The organism is Bacillus cereus group sp. MYBK95-2 (assembly GCF_051915225.1).
Classification (GTDB): Bacteria; Bacillota; Bacilli; order Bacillales; family Bacillaceae_G; genus Bacillus_A; species Bacillus_A cereus.
In genome coordinates, this window is record NZ_JBQAEH010000001.1 from 263,798 (window position 1) to 290,779 (window position 26,982).

Below are 26,982 nucleotides of genomic sequence, written 5' to 3' on the forward strand. Positions count from 1 at the left end.
TTCTTTAAAAGTCAAACATAGAGAAATTATTTTGCGTACCTTGCTCAATTTCATCTACTAAATTATATTGAATTTCTTCATCATAATCGTTACGCAACTCGATAATATAATCAAAATCATCCAATGTGTATTCTGACTGACTCACAAATACATCAGGATGTTCCACAACTTTCGTTGCAGGCAATCTCATAATTTCACGAACGAGCTGCCAATGTCTTTCGTTAGCACGCTTCGTTGACACAATTCCATCTAGGATGAAAATATTGTCATCGCTATACTCATCTTCAATTAATTGACTACGAACAGTTTGCTTAATAAGAGTAGATGATACAAATAACCACCTTTTATTTGCACAAACACTTGCAGCAACAATGGATTCTGTTTTTCCGACACGAGGCATTCCGCGTATCCCAATTAGTTTATGGCCTTCTTTTTTCATAATTTCTGCCATAAAGTCTACAAGTAAGCCTAATTCATCACGCACAAATCGAAATGTTTTCTTATCATCTGCATCTCGTTGTATGTACCTACCATGTCTAACCGCTAGCTTATCTCTTAGCTTGGGCGGACGATATTTCGTTACCGTTATGTTATCCATCGTATTTAAAATTGATTCAAGTCTAGAGATTTGCTCTTGATTATCACACATAAGAAGTAACCCACGTCGTGCATTATCTACACCATTAATTGTGACAATATTAATGCCGAGCATACCGATTAACGAAGAAACGTCACCAAGCAAGCCAGGTCGGTTTTTATGTATTTCATATTCAAAATACCATTCAATCATCCAAGATCACTCCCCTTGCTTACTTTACACCTACGTACTATATTATATGATTTCACCTTAATAGGGAAGCTAAATGTATAATCTACCCTGTGTAATTATTATACAAAAAAAGTAGAGAGGAGAATCTCCTCTCTACTTTTACTTATGTTGTACGAACTTAACCATTAAATTTGCAATTGTATGTTGCTCCTGTTCATCAGCAACTTTCCAAAGCTCAGCTAATAATTTCTCTTGGTCATTGCGTCCTTCTACCTCATTAGCAAGATAGTCGCCAACACGAAACGCCATATCTGATACCGCACCGCCATCTAAACCTTTGTCTTGCGCTTGCTCTAAACGTTCTCCTAAAAAGCTCTTCCACTGATCAAAATTATCTAATACTGACATAATTAAGCACCTCACTATTGAGTAATAAAATCATCCTTAATTTGTGCAACTATTCATTTTTTATGTAAGAATTTTTTAGCAGTGCCAACCGCCATTCACTCCGATAATTTGTCCAGTTATGTAAGACGCTCCTGGTGATACGAGGAATGAAACTGTTTTCGCTACTTCTTCTGGTAATCCTATTCTACCTAATGGTATATCTTCAGCAATTCCCATTTTATCTTCTTCAGAAAAAACACTTAACATTTCCGTTTCAATTGCTCCTGGTGCTACTGCATTCACACGTAATCCACTTAAAGAAACTTCTTTCGCTAAAGCTTTCACATATGAATTTTGTGCCCCTTTTACCATTGAATAAAGCACTTCACAAGAAGCCCCTATTTGTCCCCATATAGATGAAACAATTACAATATTACCACTTCTTCTCCCGATCATAGGCGGAAGTGCCATAGAAAGTAATTTATATACGTTCTTCACTTGAAGTTCTACCATATAATCCAATTCATCGTTTGTTACATCTGTTACTAGTCCAAAAATACTCTTCCCAGCTGCGTATACAATAACATCAATAGGATGTTCAATTTGTCCCCACAATTGCTCTGCTCCATCACTAGAAGCTAAATTCGCTTGAACAGGGATAACTCCTCCCCATGCCTTCTGCAATTCCAATACCTTTTCTTCACTGTTATTGTAATGAACATAAACTGTATATCCATCTTGAATTAATTGTTTCGAAATAGCAGAGCCAATTCCTCCGCTCCCTCCAGTTACTAACGCATACTTTTTCATAAAGTCCCTCTCTTATCTCTACAAGTTCAATTTTCACATAACTAAATAATACCCTCATCTTACAATTTTTCAATGATAAGATGAGGGTATCTTTTTAATTTTATTTTTTCGGTAACACCTGACAAATACTCATTTTGTCTTCTGATAACAATAATTTCGCTACTTCTTGTAAGTCTTGAACGGTTAGTCCTTCTAATACAGTCAATGCGTCAAATAGGCTAGATTCATTAAACGCGTATCGTGTAAATTGATTTGCAATATATTCTGGTGAATTCAACGAGCGTAAAAAACCACCAATTTTCTTTTTCTTCACTCGTTCTAATGCCGCCGCATCTAATTGATCATAATCTGTTTTTAATAAAATATCTTTTAAACGATTTGCCAATTCATCAGGTTGTTTCGTATCACCGCCAACCATTGCAAAACCGAAGTTATTTTCTTCTGTATAGTCATACGAGAATGAATCATCAATAAGCCCTTCATTATATAAAGTTTCGTAATGAACAGAACTTTTCCCAAATAAATAATCTAAGAGTAACGTAAGCGCAATTTCTTGTTTTAAAAGCGCTTGCCCCTTTTCCTTTAAATTAGTCGCTTTAATACCAACTAAACATTTCGGTGTTTGCACAGGCATTGAAATAATTTTTTTCTTTTCATTTACCTCATTTGGTTCTTCTTCAAATGAACGCACAATTTCTGGCTGGTTTTTATAATCTTTTTTCGCTTGATTTTCACGTACTAAATCCATTGTTTTCTCTGGATCAATTGCACCCACAACAAATAATAACATATTGCTCGGATGATAAAATGTTTCATAACATTCATACAATAAATCTTTCGTAATTTTACTAATAGATTCGATTGTCCCTGCAATATCAATTTTAATTGGGTGTTTTACAAACAAGCTATCAATTAACCCGAAGTACAAACGCCAATCTGGGTTATCTTGATACATTTGAATTTCTTGCCCAATTATCCCCTTCTCTTTTTCAACCGTTTTTTCAGAGAAATAAGGCTCTTGCACGAAGTTTAGCAATGTATTTAAATTTTGTTCTACGTTTGAAGTACATGAAAAAAGGTAAGCTGTTCGTGTAAAGGATGTAAAAGCATTTGCCGATGCTCCTTGTTTACTAAACAATTGGAAAGCATCGTGATCTTCTTTTTCAAATAATTTATGCTCAAGAAAATGTGCAATTCCATCAGGCACACGAATCATTTCTTCTTTCCCTAATGGTACAAATGTATTATCTACAGAACCATATTTCGTCGTAAACGTCGCAAATGTTTTATTAAATCCTTGTTTCGGTAAAACATATACATCTAATCCATTAGGAAGTTTTTCATAATAGAGTGTTTCTTTTAATTGCTCATAAACAATTTTCTCCATTTACTCTCCCTCCGTTCCTTGTAAAAAGTAAATTGTATCTAGTTCAATATTTTTAGCAACTTTTACAATTTCTTCTTTCGTCACACTTTCTATACCTGTAAGCCATTCTTCAACTGGACGTGTACGATCTGAAATAATACCATGATATAGCATTTCTACAAAGCCACGTGGTGTATCAATTGCCTCTAATATTTGATTTTGGATGACACTTTTTGTTTGATGTATTTCTTCTTCAGAAAACTCTCCGTTTTGCATCGCAAGCATTTGTTCTTTAATAATCTCAACTGCTTTTTCATAATTTTTCGCTTCGATTCCTGACATAACAAATAATAAACCTTTATGACTTTCAAAGCGCGATGCTGCATAGTACGCTAAACTATTTTTTTCACGCACATTTACGAATAACTTCGAATGAGAAAAGCCACCAAACAATCCATTGAACAATTGCAATGCAAAATAATCTTCATCTTTATATGTGACAAATGTACGATAACCGATGTGTAATTTACTTTGTTTTAATTCTTGTTTTTCAACAACTTCTTTTTCTTCATTATTTCGTCTATGAAGGAGTACATTTCTTTCTCTCACTGGACGAGTTGAAATAGAAAAATACTTACTTACAAGATCAACGGCGTTTTCTGAAATATCACCAATAATATATAGATCCATTTCATCTTCCGCTAACACCTTTTGATAATATTGATACAAACTTTCATTTGTAATAGACATAACACTCTCTTTTTTTCCATTTGCACTTAAACGATACGGTTCTACTTTGCACATTTCTTCAATTAAACGCTCGTTTGCATAACGCATTTTATCATCATAAGTAGCTTCAATTCTCTGTAACAGTGCTCTTTTTTCACTTTCTACGATAGAAGATAGGAAACCGTTCCCCTCCGTTGCTGGATGTAACACAATATCTGACAACATAGAAAGCGCTTTTTCAAATAACGGTGGTGCATCATGTAAATAAACTTCATTTGCAATGTCTACATAAATGGAGATAATATGGTCTTCCCCTTTTTTACTTACATCTACCGCTAAAGAAGATCCGTATAATTCTTCTAAATATTGACGAAGACGAATTACAGAAGGTAATTTTTCTGTCGCACTTTGCAATACGTATGGCAATAGGGCACGCTCTGTCACCGTCTCCTCATTTAAAGGCGCTTTAAAACGAAATACAAAGGTATTCGTTTTATATTTATCAGTCGGAATAATATGTACGCGCAAACCACCTAACTCATGTAGTTGTTGTTCCATTAGTTTCATTTATAGCCCTCCTTTACGTATATAGGAATATTCCTCTTCAATATACAGTTTTTAGAAATAAAAAATCAACTTTTCTCCCTTATTATGCTTACATATGATTCTTTCTAAAAACTTTAATATGTAAGGAACATAGTAAAATTCCGTATTAAATATATTCTATGTAAAAAAGCCCACACTAATGTGCGAGCTTTTTTATACTTATAAAATACTTATCGTTTTCCTTTTTCATAAGGAGTTCCTAAAGCTTTCGGAGCTTCAGAACGACCTACAAAACCGACAAGCGCTAATATTGTGAATATATATGGTAATATCGTTAATAAAACACTTGGAATTTGATCTAATACAGGGATTGTTCCGCCCGTTACACTTAGAGATTGCGCAAAACCAAAGAATAGAGCTGCACCTAGTGCGCCTAGTGGATTCCACTTTCCAAAAATCATAGCAGCTAAAGCTAAGAAACCTTGTCCTGTAATAGTTGCCCCTGAGAAGTTATTAGAAATTGACATTGCAAAAATCGCTCCACCAATTCCAGCAAACACTCCTGAAATACAGACTCCAATATAGCGCATTTTATATACGTTAATCCCCATCGTATCCGCTGCCATTGGGTGTTCACCAACAGCACGTAGACGAAGACCGAACGGTGTTTTATAAATAACATACCAAACAACGAATGCTAAAATAATGGCAATATATGACGTTATTGGTACGTTCGAGAAAAATATTTTCCCTAAAACCGGAATATCCGAAAGGCCTGGAATATCAATCTTTTCAATACGATACTGAATAAAGTCAGTCTGCCCTTTATCAAAAATCTTCTTAATTGCAAATACTGTTAAACCAAGAGATAAGAAGTTAATGGCTACACCACTTACAACTTGATCTGCTCGGAATGTAATAGAAGCTACCGCATGAAGTAATGCAAATAACCCACTACCAATTGCCGCAAATAGTAACGCAATCCACGGAGTCATCGTTCCCCAAGTATCACCCATTAATAAGTTTGTAACGACTCCAATAAATGCACCAAATAGCATTAGTCCTTCTAATCCGATGTTTACAACACCCGATCGTTCACTAAATACACCACCTAGTGCTGTGAAAATGATAGGTGCCGATGTATATAACGTACCCGTCACAAGAATGGCTAATATATCTAAAAAGCTCATTTATTTCCCCTCCTTGCTCATGCGTGTAAGCGCCCATCTTAACACATAACTACATGCAACAAAGAAGATGATACATGCAATAATTACATTAATAAGCTCTGACGGTACATCTGCCTCAAAGTTCATTTGAGGGGAAGCACTTTTCAAACCACCAAATAATAAAGCTGAAAGGATTATACCAAACGGATTATTCCCTCCAAGTAATGCTACGGCAATCCCATCAAATCCTACTCCTGTAAACGAAGACATCGCTGTCATACTCTGGAATGTCCCTAATCCTTCCATCGCTCCACCAATCCCCGCAAATGCACCAGCAATTGTCATGGAGAATACTACATTACGAGAAACTTTCATACCTGCATATTGAGAAGCATGCTGATTAAATCCTACTGACTTTAATTCGTAACCTAAAGTTGTTCGATCTAATAAGAACCACATTAAAATAGCGATTAAAATTGCTACAATAATTCCCCAGTGTAGACGTGAACCATCAGTAATAGAAGCAAGCCAGTCTGAAGATAGTGACGCACTCTCTTTAATATCATACGTTTTGTCATTACCCGCATGTAAGAAACGCTTAATGATGTCATACGTTACATACAAAGCGATATAGTTCATCATAATAGTTACAATAACTTCATTCACTTGAAACTTCCCTTTTAAATATCCCGGAATGAAGCCCCAAATTCCGCCCACCAATGCTGCAAATAAAATAGATAATGGAATATGAAGGAAAGCTGGTAGTGAGACTGCATAACCGAACCAAACCGCTGCAAGCCAACCAACTAACAATTGACCCTCTACCCCGATATTAAATAAACCTGTACGAAATGCAAACGCCACCGATAAGCCAGCAAGAATAAGCGGTATCATTGTACGAAGCGTTTCACCAATCGCACTTGCGCTGCCGAACATTCCTGTCCAAAGTGCACTATAACCAACAATTGGATCATAGCCACTAACTAGCATTACAATCGCTCCTACAAGTAAGCCGAAAATAACGGATAGTACTGGGACTAAAATATTTATCGTTCGTTCTGTTAAAAGCTTTTTAGCCATTTGTACCCACCTGCTCCTTCTTTGTTCCTCCAGCCATTAACAATCCAAGCTGTTGTTCATTCGTTTCTTTCGCATCAACTATTGCTACAATTTCCCCTTCATAAATAACAGCAATTCGATCGCTAACATTTAAGATTTCATCTAACTCTAATGATAAAAGTAATACACCTTTTCCTTTATCCCTTTGCTCTATTAATCTCTTATGAATAAATTCAATTGCTCCTACATCTAAACCACGTGTTGGCTGTGCCGCAATTAATAAATCTGGATTTCGGTCTACTTCACGTGCAATAATTGCTTTTTGTTGATTCCCCCCAGATAGAGCGCGTGCTAACGTTTGCTCACTAGGTGTACGCACATCAAACTGTTCAATAAGAGCCTTTGCTTTTTCTGTAATTTTGCTGAAATTTAAAATCCCTTTCTTTGAAAATGGATTTTTATAATACGTTTGCAGAACTATATTATCTCTAACAGAAAAATCAAGAACGAGTCCGTGTTTATGACGATCTTCTGGAATATGACCAATTCCTTCTTCTGTTATTCTTCTAACAGGCCAATTTGTTATTTCTTTTCCTTTAATTGCAATAGAACCTGACTCAACTTTTCGTAAACCAGTAATTGCTTCTATTAATTCACTTTGTCCGTTTCCATCAATCCCTGCAATCCCAACAATTTCCCCCGCACGAACAGTTAAGTCAAGGCCTTTTACAGCAGGTAGTTGACGTGCATCGTGAACAACAAGGTTTGCAATTGAAAGTACCTCTTCTTTTGGCTTCGCGTCTATTTTTTCTGTTTTAAAATTCACTTGACGTCCGACCATTAATTCTGCAAGTTTATTTTCATCCGTATTTGCAACGTCAACCGTTCCAATCCCTTTTCCTTTACGAATAATCGTACAACGATCGCAAACTTCCATAATTTCTTTCAACTTATGTGTAATAAGAACAATAGATTTTCCTTCTTGCACAAGCTTTTTCATAATTTGAATTAGCTCATGAATTTCTTGCGGTGTTAACACAGCTGTTGGTTCATCAAATATTAAAATTTCTGCACCGCGGTAAAGAGTTTTCAAAATCTCAACACGCTGCTGCATACCAACTGAAATATCCTGTATTTTCGCATATGGATCTACAGATAAACCGTATTGTTCAGACAGTTTTTGAATTTCTTTAGCAGCTTCCTCAACAGCAATTTTCCCTTTTTTCTTCGGTTCATTTCCGAGAATAATATTCTCTGTAACTGTAAAATTATGAACAAGCATAAAGTGTTGATGGACCATTCCAATACCAAGGTCATTTGCTATATTCGGATTTGTGATTTTTACAGGTTTACCTTTAATTTTAATTTCACCCTGCTCTGGTTGGTACAAACCAAATAGTACATTCATCAATGTGGATTTCCCTGCACCATTTTCTCCAAGTAAAGCATGTATCTCACCCTGCTTTACTTGCAGCGTAATATCATCATTCGCTACAATGCCTGGGAATACTTTCGTAATGTTATTCATCTCAATTACGTATTCCATTGTGTTCCTCCTTTTAACAGGGAACATTCCCTATTACACTATTAACTTATTAAGCAATTCGGAAGTTTTATACATACAAAGGTTAGTTCTATGAACTAACCTTTGCTATTTCTCTATTTATTTTTTTAGAGAAGCTTCATATTCTTTATACTCTTTATCTGTAGCTGGCACTTTAATTTCACCGGCTGTAATTTTCTTTTCAAGCTCTTCTACTTTTGTTAAAATTTCAGGGTTAACTTTTTTCACGTTATCAGTTGTTTTTGAAATACCAATACCGTCATCTTTTAAGCCAAACTCTTCAATTTTCCCGCCTTTTAAATTCCCATCTTTTGCTTCTTTAGCTACTTTTTCTACTGCTACATCAACACGTTTAATCATTGAAGTTAATGTTACATTTTCAGGCATACCTTCTTGATGTTGGTCACGGTCAACACCGATTACCCAAACATTTTCACCTTTTTTCTTACGGTTTTTCGCTTCTGTGAACACACCGTTACCTGTACCACCAGCAGCATGATAAATTACGTCTACGCCTTGACCATACATTGCTGAAGCAAGAACTGTACCTTTTTCAGGCTTATCGAATGCTTCTGCATATTCAGATACGATTTCAATGTTTGGATTTACTGCCTTTGCACCAGCTTTAAATCCATTTTCAAATTTACTAATTAAATCACTTTTCATTCCACCAACAAATCCTACTTTATTCGATTTTGTTGACATAGCTGCTACCGCACCTACAAGGAATGATCCTTCATGATCTTTAAACGTAATACTCGTTACGTTCGGTGCATCTACAACAGTATCTACGATTGCAAATTGTTGTTTTGAAGATTCTTTTGCTACTTCTTTAATTGCACCTTCTAATTTATAACCAATTCCGAATGTTAAATCATATTTATCTTTTGAGAATTTTTTTAAATTCGGAATATAATCAGCTTCTTTTTCAGACTGAAGGTAACGATAATTTGTCTTTTCTTTTAAACCATTATCTTTACCAAACTTTTGTAACCCTTCCCAAGAAGATTGGTTAAATGACTTATCATCAACGCCCCCAACATCCGTTACGAGACCAACCTTGAAGTCTTTATTGTCTTTCGTGTCTTTCTTGTCACTGCTCGCCTTATCCGAGTTACCACATGCACCTAAAACTGTACTTGCTGCTAAAGTTAATGATAATAAAAGGCCTGCTTTTTTCTTCATACTAGAAACCCCTCCAAAAATGATATATATTTATTTATTCTTACGCTGCTGTTCCTTACTTCTTGCTGTCACCTCCCTAAAAAGGAATTTACCTACATACGCTTTCTTAATACGTGGAAGCTAAATTTATCAGCTCTAAAGTAATTGATAGAATATAAGATTGGCTCATCATTTTGATCATAGTGCATTTGTTTTAATACAAGCAGTGCTGTTTCAGGCTCACATTCTAAAATTGGTGAGATTTTAGGGTGATAGCCAATTGGCTCAATGTGAGCAACCGCATATGTTATGCGCTTATGCGTGTTATTATGTATCACCGTTAATAATGATTCCTCATTGTAACCCGATAAGTCTGGCAATATTTCTTTTGCAAGTTTATCGATACAATACACAACAGGTTCCCCATCTGCTGTACGCACGCGTTCAATCATCACTGCATTAAAACCATCTTCACTATTAAACTTCTCTTTTTCCTCTTCTGTTAAAGTTGTAGTAGATGATGATAAAAAGATTGTTCCTGGTGTTTTCCCCACACTAGAAATCATATCTGTAATACTAGAAAGTTGTTCTATTCCAGAAGAAAATAATGGCTTTGCATTTACAAATGTCCCTACACCATGTCTACGAATGACAACATTTTCTTCTTCTAAAATACGCAACGCTTCCCTTAAAGTCGCTCTACTTACGCCAAGTTCTTTCGCTAAATCAAACTCTGATGGTAACTTTTGTCGTTCTTTATAAGCTCCATCTTTAATTTTTTCTTTGATGTGATCAATCACCCGTAGATATAGGTGACGACTATCAGATTTTACTGACATAAGACTCCCCCGCATTTCAATTATTCGACCTCTGATGTAAGACTTCTTTTCTCTTTTTTCAACTTACAACATAGTACAAATGACTAAACACCAAAATAAGTGTAATTGTCGAATAAATAATAATAATTTTTTAAAATAAAATTTTCACTCTTTATTGCATAAAAAAAACTTTGCACCATAAACATTCCTCATTTCGAGAAAAAGTTCGGCACAAAGATCCTTTACATCCTTTGTTACACACTTTTCCCCTCATAGTCTAGCAATTCATGGTTGCCAGGTAGAAACTTATGGACCTTATCTCCAAGATTATATGAGGCAGTGATTCTTTTCGAAGTAATCTTACCACTTGCTCTCATACGTGTCAACAAAATCTAACATTTTTCTGCATTAAATATCGAACATTTACATAAAACATACTCAAAGTATTCGTATTCTAAAGGGCACCCCTAAATGTAAGCCCTTTCTTTACCGCTGAGTATAGTATATAACAAAAACACTATATAAAAAAGCCTAATTGTAAAAACAATTAGGCTTTTTTTAAGAACTTTTTTCTTGTACATCATTAATGAGTACTTCTCTCGGTTTACTCCCTTCATACGGACCTACTACACCATTCATTTCCATTGCATCAATTAGGCGAGCAGCTCGCGTATAACCTACTCTAAACCTACGTTGTAACATAGAAACAGATGCTGTTTGCATTTCCACTACAAGTTGAACCGCTTCATCATATAATTCATCTTCTACTTCCTGCTTCGTATCAGGAACATCTTGCGGAATCATATCTTCTTGATATTGTGCTTTTTGCTGTCCAATAACATATTCTACAACTCTCTCAACTTCATCATCTGATAAAAATGCGCCTTGTACACGTACAGGTTTCGATGCACCAATTGGTATAAACAGCATGTCTCCACGACCTAGTAGCTTCTCTGCACCACCACCGTCAAGAATTGTACGAGAATCTGTTTGAGAAGATACAGCGAATGCAATACGTGATGGAATATTTGCTTTAATAACACCCGTAATAACGTCAACTGACGGACGTTGCGTTGCAATAATTAAATGAATACCAGCAGCACGAGCCATTTGCGCTAGACGCATAATCGCATCCTCTACATCAGACGAAGCAACCATCATTAAATCTGCTAACTCGTCCACAATTACTACAATATAAGGTAATTCGGGTTGTTTCGCTTCTGATTGACTATTATGCTCTTTTATATAATCGTTGTATCCTTCAATGTTACGTGTACCACTATGAGCAAACAATTCATAACGACGTTCCATTTCACTCACAACTTTTTTCAATGCTTGCGATGCTTTTTTCGGATCAGTTACAACTGGCGTTAACAAATGAGGCACACCGTTATATACATTTAGCTCTACCATTTTCGGGTCAATCATCATTAATTTTACTTCATGTGGTTTTGCACGCATTAAAATACTAACAATAATACCGTTAATACATACACTTTTCCCGCTACCTGTCGCACCAGCTACGAGTAAATGAGGCATTTTATTTAGCCGGGCTAATACAGCTTCACCTGTAATATCTCGGCCAAGACCAATTAACAACTTCTCTTCCGGATGATTATTAGCCTTAGAGTCAAGAACTTCCCTCAGCGTTACCATCGAAACTTCTGAGTTTGGAACTTCGATCCCTACAGCTGATTTCCCGGGAATTGGCGCTTCAATACGAATGTCCTTTGCAGCTAAAGCAAGGGCTAAATCATCACTTAAACTGACAATTTTGCTTACCTTTACCCCCATATCAGGATACACTTCATATTTTGTAACTGCAGGACCTCTATGCACTTTTGTTACTTTCGCTTTCACTCCGAAACTTTGGAATGTACGTTCTAATTTACGAGCATTCTCATAAATTTCCGCATTTTCATTTGTAACTTGCTTATTCTTTGGAAATTTTAATATATCAAGTGAAGGAAGCTTGTAATCTTTATTTTCTACATTTGAAAATTGCATAGGAGGTGCTTGCGCTTCACTCTCTAACGATTCAACAATTTTTTCTCCACGCTTTTTCTTTGGTTCTTCAATTGGCGGAGTCTCTTCAATAAACGGTGAAGTGATCAACTCTTCTTGCTCTACTTCGATTCGTTTATCCTCTTCTTCATTTACAGGATAATTCTCAGTGAAATTCGAAATAATCGGAGGATCAATTGAGATTTCTTCCATCGGCTCAATAATTTCTTCTTGTTCTGCAGCACGTTTGCTTCTTGTGCTTCTTGTTGTTTTTTTCTTTTCTGTTTGTTCAGCCGTTCTTTTGGCTCTCCAATCTTTATAATCCCCTTGCATCACTTGAAACTGACTTCTAAGAATTCTACCAACTGGAGCTAACACTTCTCCAATATGCTTATTTGTTATACAAAGTATACCGAGAATAACTAGAATAATACCAATGATATAAGCTCCTACTTCGTCAAATAAGAAGTAACATGTTGCGAACATAAGCGCACCAAACATACCACCACCTAAATGAACGCTATCTGGCCCCTTTTTCATTTCAAGAAAGAAGTTATCTTTCGTACTCACAATAACAGAAGTATTTTGCACTGCTCCATCTTTTGTAAGAAGGTTAAATAATGTAATATGACTAAACATTAATATCGCCAATACAATTAAATAAAATCCAATTAATCGTTTATTTAAAAGGTTCGGCCATCCGCGTTTTATAACAAAGGAAACCGATAAAGCTATTACACCTAACACACCAATTATGTACCACTCACCAAAGAAGAAGCGAAAAAATAACACAAACGATTTCCCTACAACGCCTAGCTGTAAAATCGTAATGATTGAAAGTGCAAAAAGAGTTAAACCGACGATTTCATAATACAAAGTTGGCTTTATCGTACGTCTTGCCTTTGCCTTCGTCCCTCTTTGCTTTTGTTTTGCCATTTCTTCACCTCGTGTTCTACATATAAGTAAAGCTCCCTTCAAAACGCTCTATTTATATGTCTGTTTTCTCTATTTTTCTGGTCTTTATATCTTCTATTTTTACACTTCTTGTAAAATGCTAAATAAACAGAAGAAAGCAGCCTACTCATGGCTGCTCAACCGTCTTGTTTTTTATATTATACCATAGCTTCTAAACAAAATCCTTCTTTTTGCTAAAAGGTTATTTTCTGACCGGGCTCAAACTCTAAATAGTGAAGTGGGTCCGTACTTAGCACACGTACAATAGAATAACATCCATGTTCCTCTTCAGAAACCATTAATTCCACACCATTTATATTTACAACTTTTTGACTTTCACATTGTGAATAATCGACCGGATACACAAGTTGCTCTGGCATAATTGTATATAAAATCATTGTAGCATTGTCCCTTCTGTACTATCTTCCGCACGAACATCTATTAATTCGTTTAATTTTCGAATCGCATTTCCAATACCGCCGACATCATCTATAAGACCGTACTTTACTGCATCCCCACCAATTACATTCGTCCCAATATCTCGCGTTAAATTTCCTTTCGCAAACATAAGCTCTTTAAAACGATCTTCTGTTACTTTCGAGTGCTTCGTCACAAAACGAATGACTCTTTCTTGCATCTTATCCAAATACTCAAATGTTTGTGGCACACCTATGACAAGACCTGTTAAACGAATTGGATGAATTGTCATCGTCGCAGTTTCCGCAATAAACGAATAGTCAGTAGAAACAGCAATCGGTACACCGATGGAATGTCCCCCACCTAAAACTAGAGATACTGTTGGTTTTGAAAGTGAAGCTACCATTTCAGAAATTGCTAGCCCAGCTTCAACGTCACCTCCAACTGTATTTAATATTAAAAGCAAACCTTCAATTTTCGGATTTTGTTCAATCGCAACAATTTGCGGAATGATATGCTCATATTTTGTTGTTTTATTTTGCGGTGGTAATTGAACATGACCTTCCACTTGTCCGATAATCGTTAAACAATGAATACGTGATTCATTCATCTGTGGTACATTTGTCTGTCCAAGCTGTTGAATTTTTTCAACTATTGAAGCCTCTTTTCCAGCTTCTTTTGGCTCAGCTTCTTTTTCTTCATTTGTATATCGATCACGTTCTGTCATTTCGCATCCCCTTTCACTCGTATATAACTATTATTTCTTAAGTTATAAATTTCATTCGATAGGGTTAAAAAGAAAAAAGATCACCCATAAGGGTGATCTTTTTATACTTCCATAATAATCGGTAAAATCATAGGTTTTCTCTTTGTCTCTTCGTACAAGAACTGTCCTAATAATTCACGAATATTTTGTTTTAACATTGACCATTCAATTGAATATTCTTTAATTGACTGCTCAACAATCATACGTACAATCTCTGTAGATCGTTCAATTAACGCTTCTGATTCACGAACATATACGAAACCACGTGAAATGATTTCTGGGCCAGAGATAATTTTCTTTTCATCTTTACCAAGCGTTACAACAACTACTAGTATTCCATCTTGAGATAACATCTTTCTATCTCGAAGAACGATATTACCAACGTCACCTACACCTAATCCATCAATTAAAACATTACCAGCTTGTACTTTACCGACTAAGTTTGCTTCATCGTCACCAAAAGCAATTACATCGCCTTTTTCTACGATAAAGATATTTTCTCTTGTAATACCTACATCTTCAGCTAAATATGCATGTGCTTTTTGCATACGGAACTCACCATGTACGGGTACAAAGTACTTTGGTTTCATTAAATTTAACATTAATTTTAATTCTTCTTGGCTACCGTGACCTGACACGTGAACTTTTCGTTCGCCGTAATAAACAACTTCAGCTCCAGCTCTAAATAACAAATCAATAATTTTTGATACAGATATTTCATTACCCGGAATTGGCGAAGCAGCAATGATAACAGTATCACCTTTACGAATTGAAATTTGTTTATGCGCTTGTTTTGCCATTCTAGATAGAGCAGCCATCGGTTCACCTTGACTACCTGTCGTTAAAATAGCTACCTTTTTCTCTGGGAAGTTGTCTACTTCTTGTAATGAAATAACCATACCTTCTGGAACATCTAAATAACCAAGACGTCTTGCAATGTCTACTACTTTCACCATACTACGTCCTACTACTGCTACTTTTCGCCCTGTTTCAGCAGCTGCATCAAATACTTGTTGAATACGATGTACATTCGATGCAAATGAAGCAACGATAATGCGACCTTCTGCGCCGTAGAACACTTTAGAGATTTCTACACCAACTTCTTTTTCTGAACCTGTATAGCCTGGGCGCTCTGCGTTTGTACTATCAGATAATAAGCAAAGTACGCCTTCATTTCCGATTTGTGCCATTTTACCAAGGTCTGCTCCACTATTTCCAATTGGAGTTTGATCGAATTTAAAGTCTCCCGTATATACGACTGCACCTTTTGATGTATGGAAACAAACGCCAACAGAATCCGGAATACTATGTGTCGTTCCGAAGAATGACACCGTTGTAGTGTTAAATTCTACTGTTGAATTTGAATCGATTGTTTTTAGGTCTACACGGCCTAACATGCCCGCTTCACCAAGTTTTTCTTGTATAAGTCCTACTGTTAATTTCGTTGCATAGACTGGAATAGATAATTTACGAAGTACATACACAATTCCACCAATATGATCTTCATGACCGTGAGTAATAAATAAACCTTTTACTCGCTCTTGATTTTCCACTAAATATGTAATATCAGGAATAACGATATCAATTCCAAACATTTCATCTCCCGGGAACATTAACCCTGCATCTACGATAAAGATTTCAGAATCAATTTCAACACAGTACATGTTTTTCCCGATTTCACCTACTCCACCAAGAGCAAATACTTTAACAGACTCATTCTCTTTTCTCTTCATGTTGTTGCCTGGTTTAAAAATCTTGCAAACACTGATTTCACTAAAATTGCAGAGACACCAGGGGAAACTCTACAACCACCATATTTTCACCGTCCAAGACGAATGTCCTTACCGTTATGCGATATCATGTCCTTGTTTATTTTTTAAACCAGGTTTCACCTCTCTTTCATTATATAAATCAAATATCTTATTCGATATGATATGAAAATTTAATTAAATTATAATTTTTCCCAATTTTGCTAAGCATACCCGTACTAAGCTACTTAGCCATATTATACCTGATACAAGAAATAGAACACAAGTTAAATCGTGCGAAAGAAAGAGGAAAAGAACGGAATGACAACAAAAGTATCGAACGTATTTCCTTTATATTTACTCCGATTTTATACTCCATATTATTTTGAAGAACTAGCCATACATACGCTAAATTCATTTCATAATAGGGAGTTTCAAGATTTATTTTTCTAGAATCCAACAAAAACACTTACAAAATGGAGTTTTTTTATGAATTACGTCACATTTGAGGGGATTTCTCTAAAAACAGACACCGTAGTTTATTACGTTTATGCCATAATATCTATCATTTTTTGACTCAGTTAAAGGGATACGATTATTTTCTTATACACATAATGAAGAAGCGATTAATATTCTTATAAGAACACATATAAGTAAGAAAAAGAGGAAAAGATTTGCATATAATAAAAAATGACCTAGTTCTACACTAGGTCATTTTTTATTAACGAGGGATAGATTGCATTACAGATTGTAACGTTACTCTTTCTTCTTCTGTTAATGGAAGAAGTGGTAAACGTACAGAACCTACATCTAATCCAACCATTTGTAACGCTGTTTTTACTGGAGTTGGACTTGGCGCCATAAATAATGAATCAGTTACTCTTACAAGTAATTGATGTAATTTTTGTGCCTTCTTAAATTCTCCTGCTTGAAATGCTGTAATCATTTCTTGCATTTCGTTTCCGATAACATGAGAGGCTACCGAAACGATACCTTTCGCTCCAACTGCCATAGCTGGTAACGTTAAACCGTCATCACCGCTGTATACCGCAAAGTCGTCCGCTGTTTTTTCAATGATTTCTGTCATTGTTAACACATCGCCGCCGGCATCTTTAATAGCAACAATGTTTTCTATTTCTGATAAACGAACAACTGTATCAACGGAGATTTGTACAATAGATCGTCCTGGAACGTTATATAGCATAACCGGAAGCGGTGTGCTTTCAGCAATTGCTTTAAAATGCTGATACATTCCTTCTTGACTCGGTTTGTTATAATACGGTGCTACTAGCATTACTGCATCCACACCAACTTCTGTTGCCTTTTTAGTTAAGTCAATAGAAGCATGCGTATTATTGCTACCTGTTCCAGCGATTACGGGCACTCTTTTATCGACAACAGATACGACATGGCGATATAACGCTACTTTCTCTTCTGAAGTTAATGTAGGAGATTCTCCTGTCGTTCCTCCTACCACGATTGCTGTTGTACCGTTATCAATTAAATAATTTACCAATTTCGTTGTCTTTGCAAAATCGATATTCCCGTTTATATCAAACGGTGTTACCATCGCGGTTGCAATTGTCCCAAAATCTATCATGGTCTCACTCCTTATTGTTCCAGTTGCTTTTCTTTTGAAAGCTCAAACGCACTATGTAATGCATTTACAGCCTCCACTAAATCAGTTTCTTTTACAAGAACCCAAATTGTTGTATGACTATCTGCCGATTGCAGGATTTGAATACCTTTTTCCGCTAAAGCTGTAACGATTTTCGCAGTAACCCCTGGGTATCCTGCCATTCCAGCCCCAACGATAGATACTTTCGCACAATGTTCTGTCACAATTGGCTCATATCCAAGGTTCTGTAATAATTTAACTGCATGAATTGATACATTATCACTCACTGTATATGCTACGCCAGTAGGTGAAATATTAATTAAATCAACACTTATTCCTTCGTTCGCCATCTCTTTAAACACATGTTGTTGCAAATCATATGCCGTTTCTTTTGCAAGCACTTTAATTTGCGTTACGTTTGATACATGGGCAATGCCTGTAACAGGACGTTCTTCTACATCACGACCTCTTGTAGCACCGTCATATGCTGAAATAAGCGTACCTTCACTATCAGAATACGTAGAACGTACACGAAGTGGCACTTTTGCATGCATCGCAATTTCAACTGCACGTGGATGAACGACTTTCGCACCTTGATAAGCCATGTTACAAATTTCGTTATACGTTACAGTTTGAAGATGACGTGCATCTTTTACAATACGAGGATCCGCAGTCATAACACCTTCTACATCAGTGAATATATCGATGTATTCAGCATGAAGTGCAACACCTAATGCTGAAGCTGAAGTATCACTACCTCCGCGTCCAAGTGTTGTCGTATCACCTTTTTTCGTTTGTCCCTGGAATCCTGTAACGACGATTACATCTACATTTTCTAACTCTTCATGTATACGATCGCAATTCATTTCAATAATCTTTGCATTCGTAAAGTCATCATTCGTTACAAAACCAGCTTGTGCACCATTTAATGCTGCTGCTTTTATACCGTTCTCATTCAACATATTAGAGAAAACAATTGCAGAGATTAACTCTCCACACGATAATAATAAATCTTGCTCACGCTTAGAAATAGTAGATTCCTCTTGATTTACAAGACTTAATAACGTATCCGTTGCATATGGTTCACCTTTACGGCCCATAGCAGATACGACAGTAACTACTTTATAACCAGCAGCTAATGATTTTTTTATATGATGAAGCGCATGCTTACGTCCATTGTCATCACGTACTGATGTGCCACCAAATTTTTGAACAATTATTTTCATATTTTGCACCTTCTCTTAGCCGTTTACACTAATTGTAATTTTACTAAGCGCTCTGCAATTTGAACAGAATTCCATGCAGCGCCTTTTAATAAGTTATCAGATACGACCCAAAGATGGAATCCTTTATCGTTATTTAAATCTTTACGGATTCTTCCAACGAATACTTCGTTTTTACCTACTGCAGTAGCTGGCATTGGATATAACTGCTCTTCTGGATTATCTTGTAGAACAATACCTTCCGCATTTGCAAGTAAGCTCTTTAATTCTGCTACTGTTACGCCTTCTTTTTCTACTTCGATGTAAACAGACTCAGAGTGTCCTGATACAACTGGTAAACGTACACATGTTGCCGCTACTTCTAATTCAGGCATATGCATAATTTTTTTCGTTTCGTTAATCATTTTCATTTCTTCAAACGTAAATCCATTATCTTGGAATTTATCAATCTGTGGAATCGCATTAAAAGCAATTGGGAAATGCTTCTTATCACCTGATACAGGAAGAACATTTGCCTTAACTTCTTCGCCATTTAAGATTGCTTGTGATTGTTCATGCAGTTCTTCAATAGCTGCCGCACCAGCACCTGATACAGCTTGATATGTGGAAACGATTACTCGTTTTAAACCATATTGCTGACGAACTGGCTCAAGAGCTACTACCATTTGAATTGTAGAACAGTTTGGATTTGCAATAATACCATTATGTTCTTTTAAGTCGTTTTCATTTACTTCAGGTACAACAAGTGGCACGTTTTCTGTCATACGGAATGCACTTGTATTATCAACAACAATCGCACCGCGTTTTGCTGCTTCTGGCGCTAATTGTTTCGATACAGATCCACCAGCACTAAATAGTGCAATATCTACTCCTTCAAAGCTTTCAGGAGTTGCCTCTTGAACTGTAAATTCTTCGCCTTTAAATACAAGTTTCTTACCTGCAGATCGTTTAGATGAAAGTAACGTTAATTTCCCGATTGGAAATTCTCGTTTCTCTAAAGTATTTAACATTTGTTCACCAACTGCGCCGGTTGCTCCAACTACAGCGACATGAAAAGTTTTTTGCTTTTCCATCACTATGCCCCTTTCTAGATACCAATCCTTCTATAACTTAGAATCAGAAGGAGTATACAATACCCCTTCTAATCTTAATAACGTTAATTTTATCATATTCTACAGTAAGAATGATGGTTTCATCAAAAATTGTCCGTTTTTTTTCGTTTTTTAATTCATATATCTGAATTTTTCTACGACCACCGGTTGCAATTGCTTTCCTTGCAGCGCTTCTAATACTGTATCTTCCAGTAACTCCATACGAGCTACCATTGAGTTCGGTTTTTTCTCTGGCGCATCTTGACCGAATGGGACGAAGTAGATGTTTTTTGTTGCCATTAGGCGCATGAGATTTACCCCATTTAACCCTAAAGCATCATTCGTCGAAACCGCCAATACGACAGGCTTGCCATTTCTTAGCGTCGCTTTTGCTGCCATTAGTACTGGAGAATCTGTCATTGCATTTGCAAATTTACTCATAGAATTTCCTGTTAAAGGAGCGATTACCATGCAGTCTAATGGAATTTTAGGTCCAAGTGGCTCTGCTCCAACAATTGAATTAATTGCTTTAAAACCTGTTATTTCTTCAATCTTCTTAATCCACTCTGCTCCTTCTCCAAATCTAGTATTTGTTGATTGAACAGTGTATGAAACAACAGGACGTACTTCTGCTCCTTCAGCAATTAATTTTTCTAAGTGCGGCATAACTTCCTCATACGTACAATGTGAACCTGTAAATCCGAAACCAATTCGTTTCCCCTTCAAACTCATTTCTTTTCCTCCTCCTTTGCGATTGCATCTGCTGCTAATAACTGAGAAAGAACATTTGCTAAGATTTGCCCAGCCGTTTTTGGGGCAACAATACCTGGTAATCCAGGTGCTAGCAATGCTTTGACTCCTCTTTTTTCCGCATATCTAAAGTCAGTACCGCCTGGTTTAGAAGCTAAATCAATCACTAACGTATGAGCTGGCATTTTTGCAATAACATTCGCTGTTACAACGAGGTGCGGAATCGTATTAATTACAATATCGATATTTCCTACTTCTTTCTCTATGTCTTGCATATGAAAAGGAGAAAACATCATTTCTGTAATACGTGCAATATGTTCAGATCGTCTTGCTCCAACTTTGACATGGGCTCCTAATGATTGAAATGCTCTCGCAACACTCATTCCTGTTCTACCAAATCCTAGAACCATTACATTGGACCCATGAATTGTATAGTCGGTATGTTGAATTACCATCATTAATGTACCTTCTACCGTTGGAATAGAATTGTATATTGCTACATCATCACGATCAAATAATTTAACAAGTTTTCGGTTCGTAGTAGATACGAGATTTTCCAAGTAAGGTGTACCAATACCTGAATATATAGTAAAGTGTTCTGGTGTATTTTCAATTTGTTCTTTCGTTATTGAAACTTTTTCATTTGAAAAAATAGTATCTACTTCTCCTTTGGCATTTGTACCGGCAACCGGCAAAATAATTGCGTCTACAGAAGTGAAATCTAAATTTTGTATACTTTCTTTTGCTGCCCCTGTGAAACCATGATCTAACTGATCAAAACCTATCAAAGAAAGTTTCGCATCCAATTCAACTAGCTTACGAATTACTTCTAGCTGCCTTGCATCTCCTCCTATGACAGCAATATGCATCTCAGTCAACATTCCCTAATTCACCTTCTTTTTCTGTCATTTATAAGAAAAGTGCCTACTTTTTCTTTTTCCTCCACATCATATGTAATGTACGAGTTTATGGTGATTGAAAATCCAAATGCACATATGATTTATCAGGTTTCTATGTAGATACAAAAAAAGATGACCAAAATGGCCATCCTTCACTCCGAATTTGAACGATCTATACTATCACAAAGAAGCATATCGTGTCCGACTTTCTTTATTTGACTCCATGCCACCCTTACTTCTTGTGGTTCCTTTTTAAAACCTCCCCACTTACCTACAGGTATTATAAGTGTTTGTATTTGCCCGTCTTTCTCATTAATCTCTAAATCCATATAACCTAAGACTCCCATTTTTTCCGCTTTTTCTATATCTACAACCTCTTTACCACTTAATTCACTTAATCGCATACACACTCCACTCCCCTACTGAATTTTTCATTTGCATTGTCTATAATTAGTACCTATTCTATATGTATAAAAAAAATAACCTTCTCTCATTTAAAAAGAGAGAAGGTTATTTTTTATACATCGTAAAAATTGATTATAGTTTTATTCCTTTTGGAAGTTTTCCGTCTGGACTAATAAGTGCCGCAGAGAACTCGTCAGTAAACATATTGCGAATTAATCCGTCCACATTTTCTTTTGTTACAGTGTTTACACTTTCAATAATCTCATCAAGTGAACGATGTTTACGAAGAAGCAATTCATTTTTACCGTTACGGCTCATACGGCTATTTGTACTTTCTAAACTTAACATTAAGTTTCCTTTTAATTGCTCTTTACTATTCATAAGCTCTTTTTCTGTAATACCTGTATTTTTCAATGTCTCTAATGTTTCTTGCATTGTTTCATACAATGTATCTAATTGTTGGCTACCTGTTCCACCGTAAAGTGTTAACATGCCTGTATCTTCATAAGAAGAGTGGTAAGAAAATACTGAGTAAGCTAATCCACGTTGCTCACGTACTTCTTGGAATAAACGGCTACTCATGCTACCGCCTAAAACATTATTTAATACAATTAAGTTATAAATATCTTCGTGTCCCATTTGTAAGCCTTTATATCCTAGACATAAATGAGCTTGTTCCGTTTCTTTTTTACGGGCTACCTTATTGAAATGGAAAATTGGGCTATGTACTTGTTCACGGTTTGTTGTTCCTTCATAACTACCGAAATATTGCTCCACTGTTTGTAAAAATGCTTCATCAATATTTCCTGCGATTGATACAACTACATTTTCAGGTGTGTAATGATCTTTTATATATTGACGTAACGTATCACCTGTAAACGTATTAAGCGTTTCTTCTGTTCCTAAAATAGGATATCCAAGTGGATGCGTTTCATATGTTGCTTTCGTTAACATATCATGCACAATATCATCTGGAGCATCTTCGTACATTTTAATTTCTTCACATACGACATTCTTCTCTTTTTTCAGTTCTTCCTCATCAAATGTTGAATTAAAGAACATATCTGCTAAAACATCTAAAGCATATTTAGCATGCTCATCTAATACTTTTGCATAGTAACATGTATATTCTTTTGAAGTAAATGCATTCACTTGACCACCAATGCTATCAAATGATTCTGCAATCTCTCGTGCACTACGTGTTTCTGTCCCTTTAAAGAACATATGCTCTAAAAAGTGAGAAATCCCGTTATTTTTTTCATTTTCATTTCTTGATCCCGCATGGATCCAAATACCAATCGCAACCGATCTTACAGTTGGTATATTCTCCATAACTATTCTTACACCATTTTTACAAGTATATTTTTTAATCAAAAACTTTCCTCCTACTGCCAGTTTCTCTAAATAAGTGCTATTATTTAATGATAACAAGTTTAAGGATGAATGTCATGCAAATGTATTTAATCCACACGTTTTTCATCCAGTAATTCTGTTATATTCCCCACTTTATATCCTTGTTCCTTCAATTTTTTAATCATTGTATCTAATGCTTCTGCCGTTGACGAAGTAGGATGCATTAATACGATAGCACCTGGGTGTATTTTTCTCATTACTCTCTGCAATAGTACATCTGGCTCAGGTCGCTTCCAATCGATTGTATCGACAGTCCACATAATCGTTCCCATTTGGAAATCATCAGCGATTTTCACGACTTCATCTCGAAAACTTCCACTCGGCGGGGCAAACCATCTTACTTTTTGATTCGTTACTACTTCTATCATTCGATTTGTTTTTTGTAACTGCTCTCGTATTTCATCAGACGATAGCGTTTTCATATTAGGGTGCGTATAAGAATGATTTCCGACTTCTTGATTTGCATCGACAATCATTTTTGCAAATCGTAAATTTTCTTTCACCCAACGTCCTTCTAAAAAGAAAGTGGCCTTCACATCATGCTTTTTCAATATCTCTAATATGCGAGGCAAATACTCATTTCCCCATGCCACATTTATTGTTAATCCTACCATTTTTTTATTTGGATGGCCTCTATAAATTGGAGCGGGTGATAAATCTTCTAAATGAACACTCGGTGAGACTTCTTTGAATTCAAGATATTTTTGATCAAATTCCTTTAGCTTCTTCATATTATTATACGATGCTTCAATATCCACTTGTCTTCCATTATATCCAGGTGTTGCCTTCCATATTTTATCAATCATCGCATTTTGAGGTGCAATCTCATACTTTTTTGCATGCTTTTGAATTTCTTCATGCAAGTTATCTTGTGCAAAAACAGAATAAGAGCCTAAACTGACATATAAAGAAAATATACATATGTATGCCAATATACGAACTTTCATATAAACCCTCCCAAATTAACTATATAAAAACATTTTCTTCTTATCTTTGTTAATTTGAGCGTTATAATGAAAACTATACCTATGCTGACATAAAAATATATATAAATCATATTTTTACATAACAAAAAAAGCCAGTTAAACTGGCTTTTACTTATTGCTGCTCTTGTTTGTTTTCTTCTTTAGCAGCTTCTTTTTCTTGCTCTTCTTTTAGCAATACTTTTCTAGATAGATTTACGCGACCTTGCTTGTCAATCTCGATAACTTTAACTGTAATTACATCACCGATTTTTACAACGTCTTCTACTTTACCTACACGCTCAAGTGCAAGTTCAGAAATATGAACTAATCCATCTTTACCGCTGAATAATTCAACGAAAGCACCGAATTTCTCAACACGTTTCACTTTTCCTTCGTAGATTTCACCTACTTGTACTTCGCGAACGATATCTTCGATAATTTTCTTAGCTTTGTCGTTCATTTCTTGGTTTATTGAAGAAATGAATACTGTGCCATCTTGCTCGATGTCAATTTTAACGCCAGTTTCTTCAATAATTTTATTGATTTGTTTACCGCTCGGTCCGATAACGTCACGGATTTTATCTGGATTAATTGTCATTGTAATAATCTTTGGAGCGTACGCTGATAATTCAGTGCGTGGCTCTGGAATAACAGATAACATATGATTTAGAATGTGCACACGACCAACTTTTGCTTGTTGTAATGCCTCTTCTAAAATTTCACGAGATAGACCATCGATTTTAATGTCCATTTGTAGTGCAGTTACACCTTGTGCTGTACCTGCTACTTTAAAGTCCATATCACCTAAATGATCTTCCATACCTTGAATATCAGATAAAATTGTGTAATGCTCACCAGTTTTAACTAGACCCATTGCAATACCTGCAACTGGAGCTTTAAGTGGAACACCAGCATCCATCATTGCTAAAGTACTACCACAAATACTTGCTTGTGAAGTAGAACCATTTGATTCTAAAACTTCAGATACAAGACGTACTGTGTATGGGAAATCTTTTTCAGATGGAATTACAGGCTCAAGTGCGCGTTCTCCTAGTGCACCGTGGCCGATTTCACGACGACCTGGTCCACGCATTGGTCTTGTTTCACCAACACTAAATGATGGGAAATTGTAATGGTGCATAAAGCGTTTTGATTCTTCTACACCAAGACCATCTAAAATTTGCACATCGCCTAATGCACCTAATGTACAAATACTTAATGCTTGTGTTTGTCCACGAGTGAACAAACCAGAACCGTGTGTACGAGATAAAATACCAACCTCTGATGCTAATGGACGGATTTCGTCACCTTTACGGCCATCTGGACGGATTTTTTCAACTGTAATAAGACGACGTACTTCTTCTTTTACAATTTTATATAAAATCTCATTTACTTGTCCTAATGTATCAGCGTCAGCTTCCTGCGCTTCGTAATGCTCAATAACACGCTTTTTCACTTCGTTAATTGCATCTTCACGTGCATGTTTCTCATGTACTTGAATTGCTGAATGCATATCTTCTTCAGCCATTTCACGTACAGCTTGGTTAAGATCAGCGTCAACTTCATAAAGTTTCACTTCTGATTTCTCTTTACCTACAGCTTGTACAATCTCTTCTTGGAATGCAATTAGACGTTTAATTTCGTCATGACCAAACATAATTGCTTCTAACATTGTTTCTTCAGGTACTTGATCTGCTCCTGCTTCAACCATGTTAATCGCATCTTTCGTACCAGCTACAACTAAGTGGATATCACTTTGTTCTTGCTGTTCTACTGTTGGGTTAATAACGAATTCGCCATTAATACGGCCAACTGTCGCACCAGCGATTGGACCTTCAAATGGAATATCTGAAATCGATAACGCTAATGAAGAACCAAGCATAGCTGCCATTTCAGAAGAACAATCTTGATCAACACTCATTACAATGCTGACAACTTGTACTTCGTTACGGAAGCCATCTGCGAATAGCGGACGAATTGGACGGTCGATTAAACGACTTGCCAAAATTGCTTTTTCACTTGGACGACCTTCACGCTTAATAAAACCGCCAGGAATTTTTCCGACTGCATATAAACGCTCTTCATAGTTTACTGTAAGTGGGAAGAAATCTACATTTTTTGCTTCTTTTGATGCAGTTGCTGTAGATAGAACCGCTGTATCGCCATATCTTACTAATACTGCTCCGTTCGCTTGTTTTGCAAGCTGACCAGTTTCAACTGTTAGCTGGCGACCAGCTAAATCTATCGAGAAGACTTGCTTTTCTTGACTCATTTAAGTACCCCTCTCAATTTAAAGTATTCAATTCTTCTATGTAAATGGATAGTATATCACAATATTCTACCTCTAG

23 protein-coding genes and 1 riboswitch are annotated in these 26,982 nt (G+C 36.1%); all 23 genes read right to left on the reverse strand.

All coding sequences use genetic code 11. From position 1 onward, the window contains the following. Positions 1-4: 4 nt before the first annotated feature. Positions 5-790 carry a DUF3388 domain-containing protein gene (locus tag ACTFN4_RS01260; protein ID WP_000574107.1) on the reverse strand — a complete coding sequence of 262 codons (786 nt, stop codon included), beginning with the start codon at positions 788-790 and terminating at the stop codon, positions 5-7. 138 nt (positions 791-928) lie between these two features. Then, complete coding sequence (locus ACTFN4_RS01265; RefSeq protein ID WP_000114450.1) at positions 929-1,177, reverse strand: DUF3243 domain-containing protein; 249 nt, start codon at positions 1,175-1,177, stop codon at positions 929-931. Positions 1,178-1,252: 75 nt separating this feature from the next. Beyond that, positions 1,253-1,966: an elongation factor P 5-aminopentanone reductase gene (ymfI, locus tag ACTFN4_RS01270; RefSeq protein WP_078420754.1), complete on the reverse strand. Its 714-nt coding sequence runs from the start codon at positions 1,964-1,966 to the stop codon at positions 1,253-1,255. Positions 1,967-2,066: 100 nt separating this feature from the next. Continuing rightward, complete coding sequence (gene yfmH, locus ACTFN4_RS01275) at positions 2,067-3,353, reverse strand: EF-P 5-aminopentanol modification-associated protein YfmH (RefSeq protein ID WP_000411976.1); 1,287 nt, start codon at positions 3,351-3,353, stop codon at positions 2,067-2,069. Continuing rightward, entirely contained in the window at positions 3,354-4,628 is a 1,275-nt protein-coding gene (gene yfmF, locus ACTFN4_RS01280) for an EF-P 5-aminopentanol modification-associated protein YfmF (protein ID WP_000772418.1), read from the reverse strand. A gap of 209 nt (positions 4,629-4,837) precedes the next feature. Beyond that, positions 4,838-5,797 carry an ABC transporter permease gene (locus ACTFN4_RS01285; RefSeq protein WP_000008856.1) on the reverse strand — a complete coding sequence of 320 codons (960 nt, stop codon included), beginning with the start codon at positions 5,795-5,797 and terminating at the stop codon, positions 4,838-4,840. Next, complete coding sequence (locus tag ACTFN4_RS01290; RefSeq protein WP_001085254.1) at positions 5,798-6,856, reverse strand: ABC transporter permease; 1,059 nt, start codon at positions 6,854-6,856, stop codon at positions 5,798-5,800. It abuts the gene before it with no gap. Next, on the reverse strand, positions 6,849-8,381 hold the full coding sequence (locus ACTFN4_RS01295; protein ID WP_000456914.1) for an ABC transporter ATP-binding protein: 1,533 nt from the start codon (positions 8,379-8,381) through the stop codon (positions 6,849-6,851). Before ACTFN4_RS01295 ends, ACTFN4_RS01290 begins: the two co-directional genes overlap by 8 nt. Positions 8,382-8,498: 117 nt before the next feature. After that, positions 8,499-9,584 (reverse strand): BMP family lipoprotein, encoded by a 1,086-nt coding sequence (locus ACTFN4_RS01300; protein WP_000725771.1) that lies wholly within the window; start codon positions 9,582-9,584, stop codon positions 8,499-8,501. A 92-nt stretch (positions 9,585-9,676) separates the two neighbouring features. Then, complete coding sequence (locus ACTFN4_RS01305; RefSeq protein WP_000114182.1) at positions 9,677-10,402, reverse strand: GntR family transcriptional regulator; 726 nt, start codon at positions 10,400-10,402, stop codon at positions 9,677-9,679. 232 nt (positions 10,403-10,634) lie between these two features. Next, positions 10,635-10,736, reverse strand: a riboswitch (purine riboswitch). 203 nt (positions 10,737-10,939) lie between these two features. Further along, complete coding sequence (locus ACTFN4_RS01310; RefSeq protein ID WP_001118782.1) at positions 10,940-13,321, reverse strand: DNA translocase FtsK; 2,382 nt, start codon at positions 13,319-13,321, stop codon at positions 10,940-10,942. 212 nt (positions 13,322-13,533) lie between these two features. Next, complete coding sequence (locus ACTFN4_RS01315; protein WP_000605036.1) at positions 13,534-13,737, reverse strand: YlzJ-like family protein; 204 nt, start codon at positions 13,735-13,737, stop codon at positions 13,534-13,536. Further along, complete coding sequence (gene tepA / locus ACTFN4_RS01320) at positions 13,734-14,483, reverse strand: translocation-enhancing protein TepA (protein ID WP_000139806.1); 750 nt, start codon at positions 14,481-14,483, stop codon at positions 13,734-13,736. Before tepA ends, ACTFN4_RS01315 begins: the two co-directional genes overlap by 4 nt. A 101-nt stretch (positions 14,484-14,584) precedes the next feature. Beyond that, a complete protein-coding gene (locus tag ACTFN4_RS01325) occupies positions 14,585-16,255 on the reverse strand; it encodes a ribonuclease J (RefSeq protein ID WP_000823096.1) in 1,671 nt (556 codons plus the stop codon). Between the two features lie 736 nt (positions 16,256-16,991). Then, complete coding sequence (dapA, locus tag ACTFN4_RS01330; protein WP_000564763.1) at positions 16,992-17,870, reverse strand: 4-hydroxy-tetrahydrodipicolinate synthase; 879 nt, start codon at positions 17,868-17,870, stop codon at positions 16,992-16,994. Positions 17,871-17,881: 11 nt separating this feature from the next. Beyond that, the gene (gene dapG / locus ACTFN4_RS01335) at positions 17,882-19,114 is read right to left on the reverse strand and encodes an aspartate kinase (RefSeq protein WP_439962035.1); all 1,233 of its coding nucleotides are present in this window, start codon (positions 19,112-19,114) and stop codon (positions 17,882-17,884) included. Between the two features lie 23 nt (positions 19,115-19,137). Next, entirely contained in the window at positions 19,138-20,184 is a 1,047-nt protein-coding gene (asd, locus tag ACTFN4_RS01340) for an aspartate-semialdehyde dehydrogenase (RefSeq protein WP_000414846.1), read from the reverse strand. A 150-nt stretch (positions 20,185-20,334) separates the two neighbouring features. Next, positions 20,335-20,934 (reverse strand): dipicolinate synthase subunit B, encoded by a 600-nt coding sequence (gene dpaB / locus ACTFN4_RS01345; RefSeq protein WP_000053596.1) that lies wholly within the window; start codon positions 20,932-20,934, stop codon positions 20,335-20,337. Continuing rightward, positions 20,931-21,833: a dipicolinic acid synthetase subunit A gene (dpaA, locus tag ACTFN4_RS01350; RefSeq protein WP_000954735.1), complete on the reverse strand. Its 903-nt coding sequence runs from the start codon at positions 21,831-21,833 to the stop codon at positions 20,931-20,933. The genes dpaB and dpaA overlap by 4 nt, the downstream gene beginning before the upstream one ends. Positions 21,834-22,003: 170 nt before the next feature. Then, positions 22,004-22,255 (reverse strand): YlmC/YmxH family sporulation protein, encoded by a 252-nt coding sequence (locus tag ACTFN4_RS01355; RefSeq protein ID WP_001239759.1) that lies wholly within the window; start codon positions 22,253-22,255, stop codon positions 22,004-22,006. Between the two features lie 133 nt (positions 22,256-22,388). After that, positions 22,389-23,630, reverse strand: a complete 1,242-nt coding sequence (locus ACTFN4_RS01360; RefSeq protein WP_000592996.1) for a M16 family metallopeptidase — start codon at positions 23,628-23,630, stop codon at positions 22,389-22,391. Positions 23,631-23,716: 86 nt separating this feature from the next. Further along, positions 23,717-24,616 (reverse strand): polysaccharide deacetylase family protein, encoded by a 900-nt coding sequence (locus ACTFN4_RS01365; RefSeq protein WP_000868217.1) that lies wholly within the window; start codon positions 24,614-24,616, stop codon positions 23,717-23,719. A 151-nt stretch (positions 24,617-24,767) separates the two neighbouring features. Then, complete coding sequence (gene pnp, locus ACTFN4_RS01370) at positions 24,768-26,906, reverse strand: polyribonucleotide nucleotidyltransferase (RefSeq protein WP_000076737.1); 2,139 nt, start codon at positions 26,904-26,906, stop codon at positions 24,768-24,770. Between the last annotated feature and the right edge of the window lie 76 nt (positions 26,907-26,982).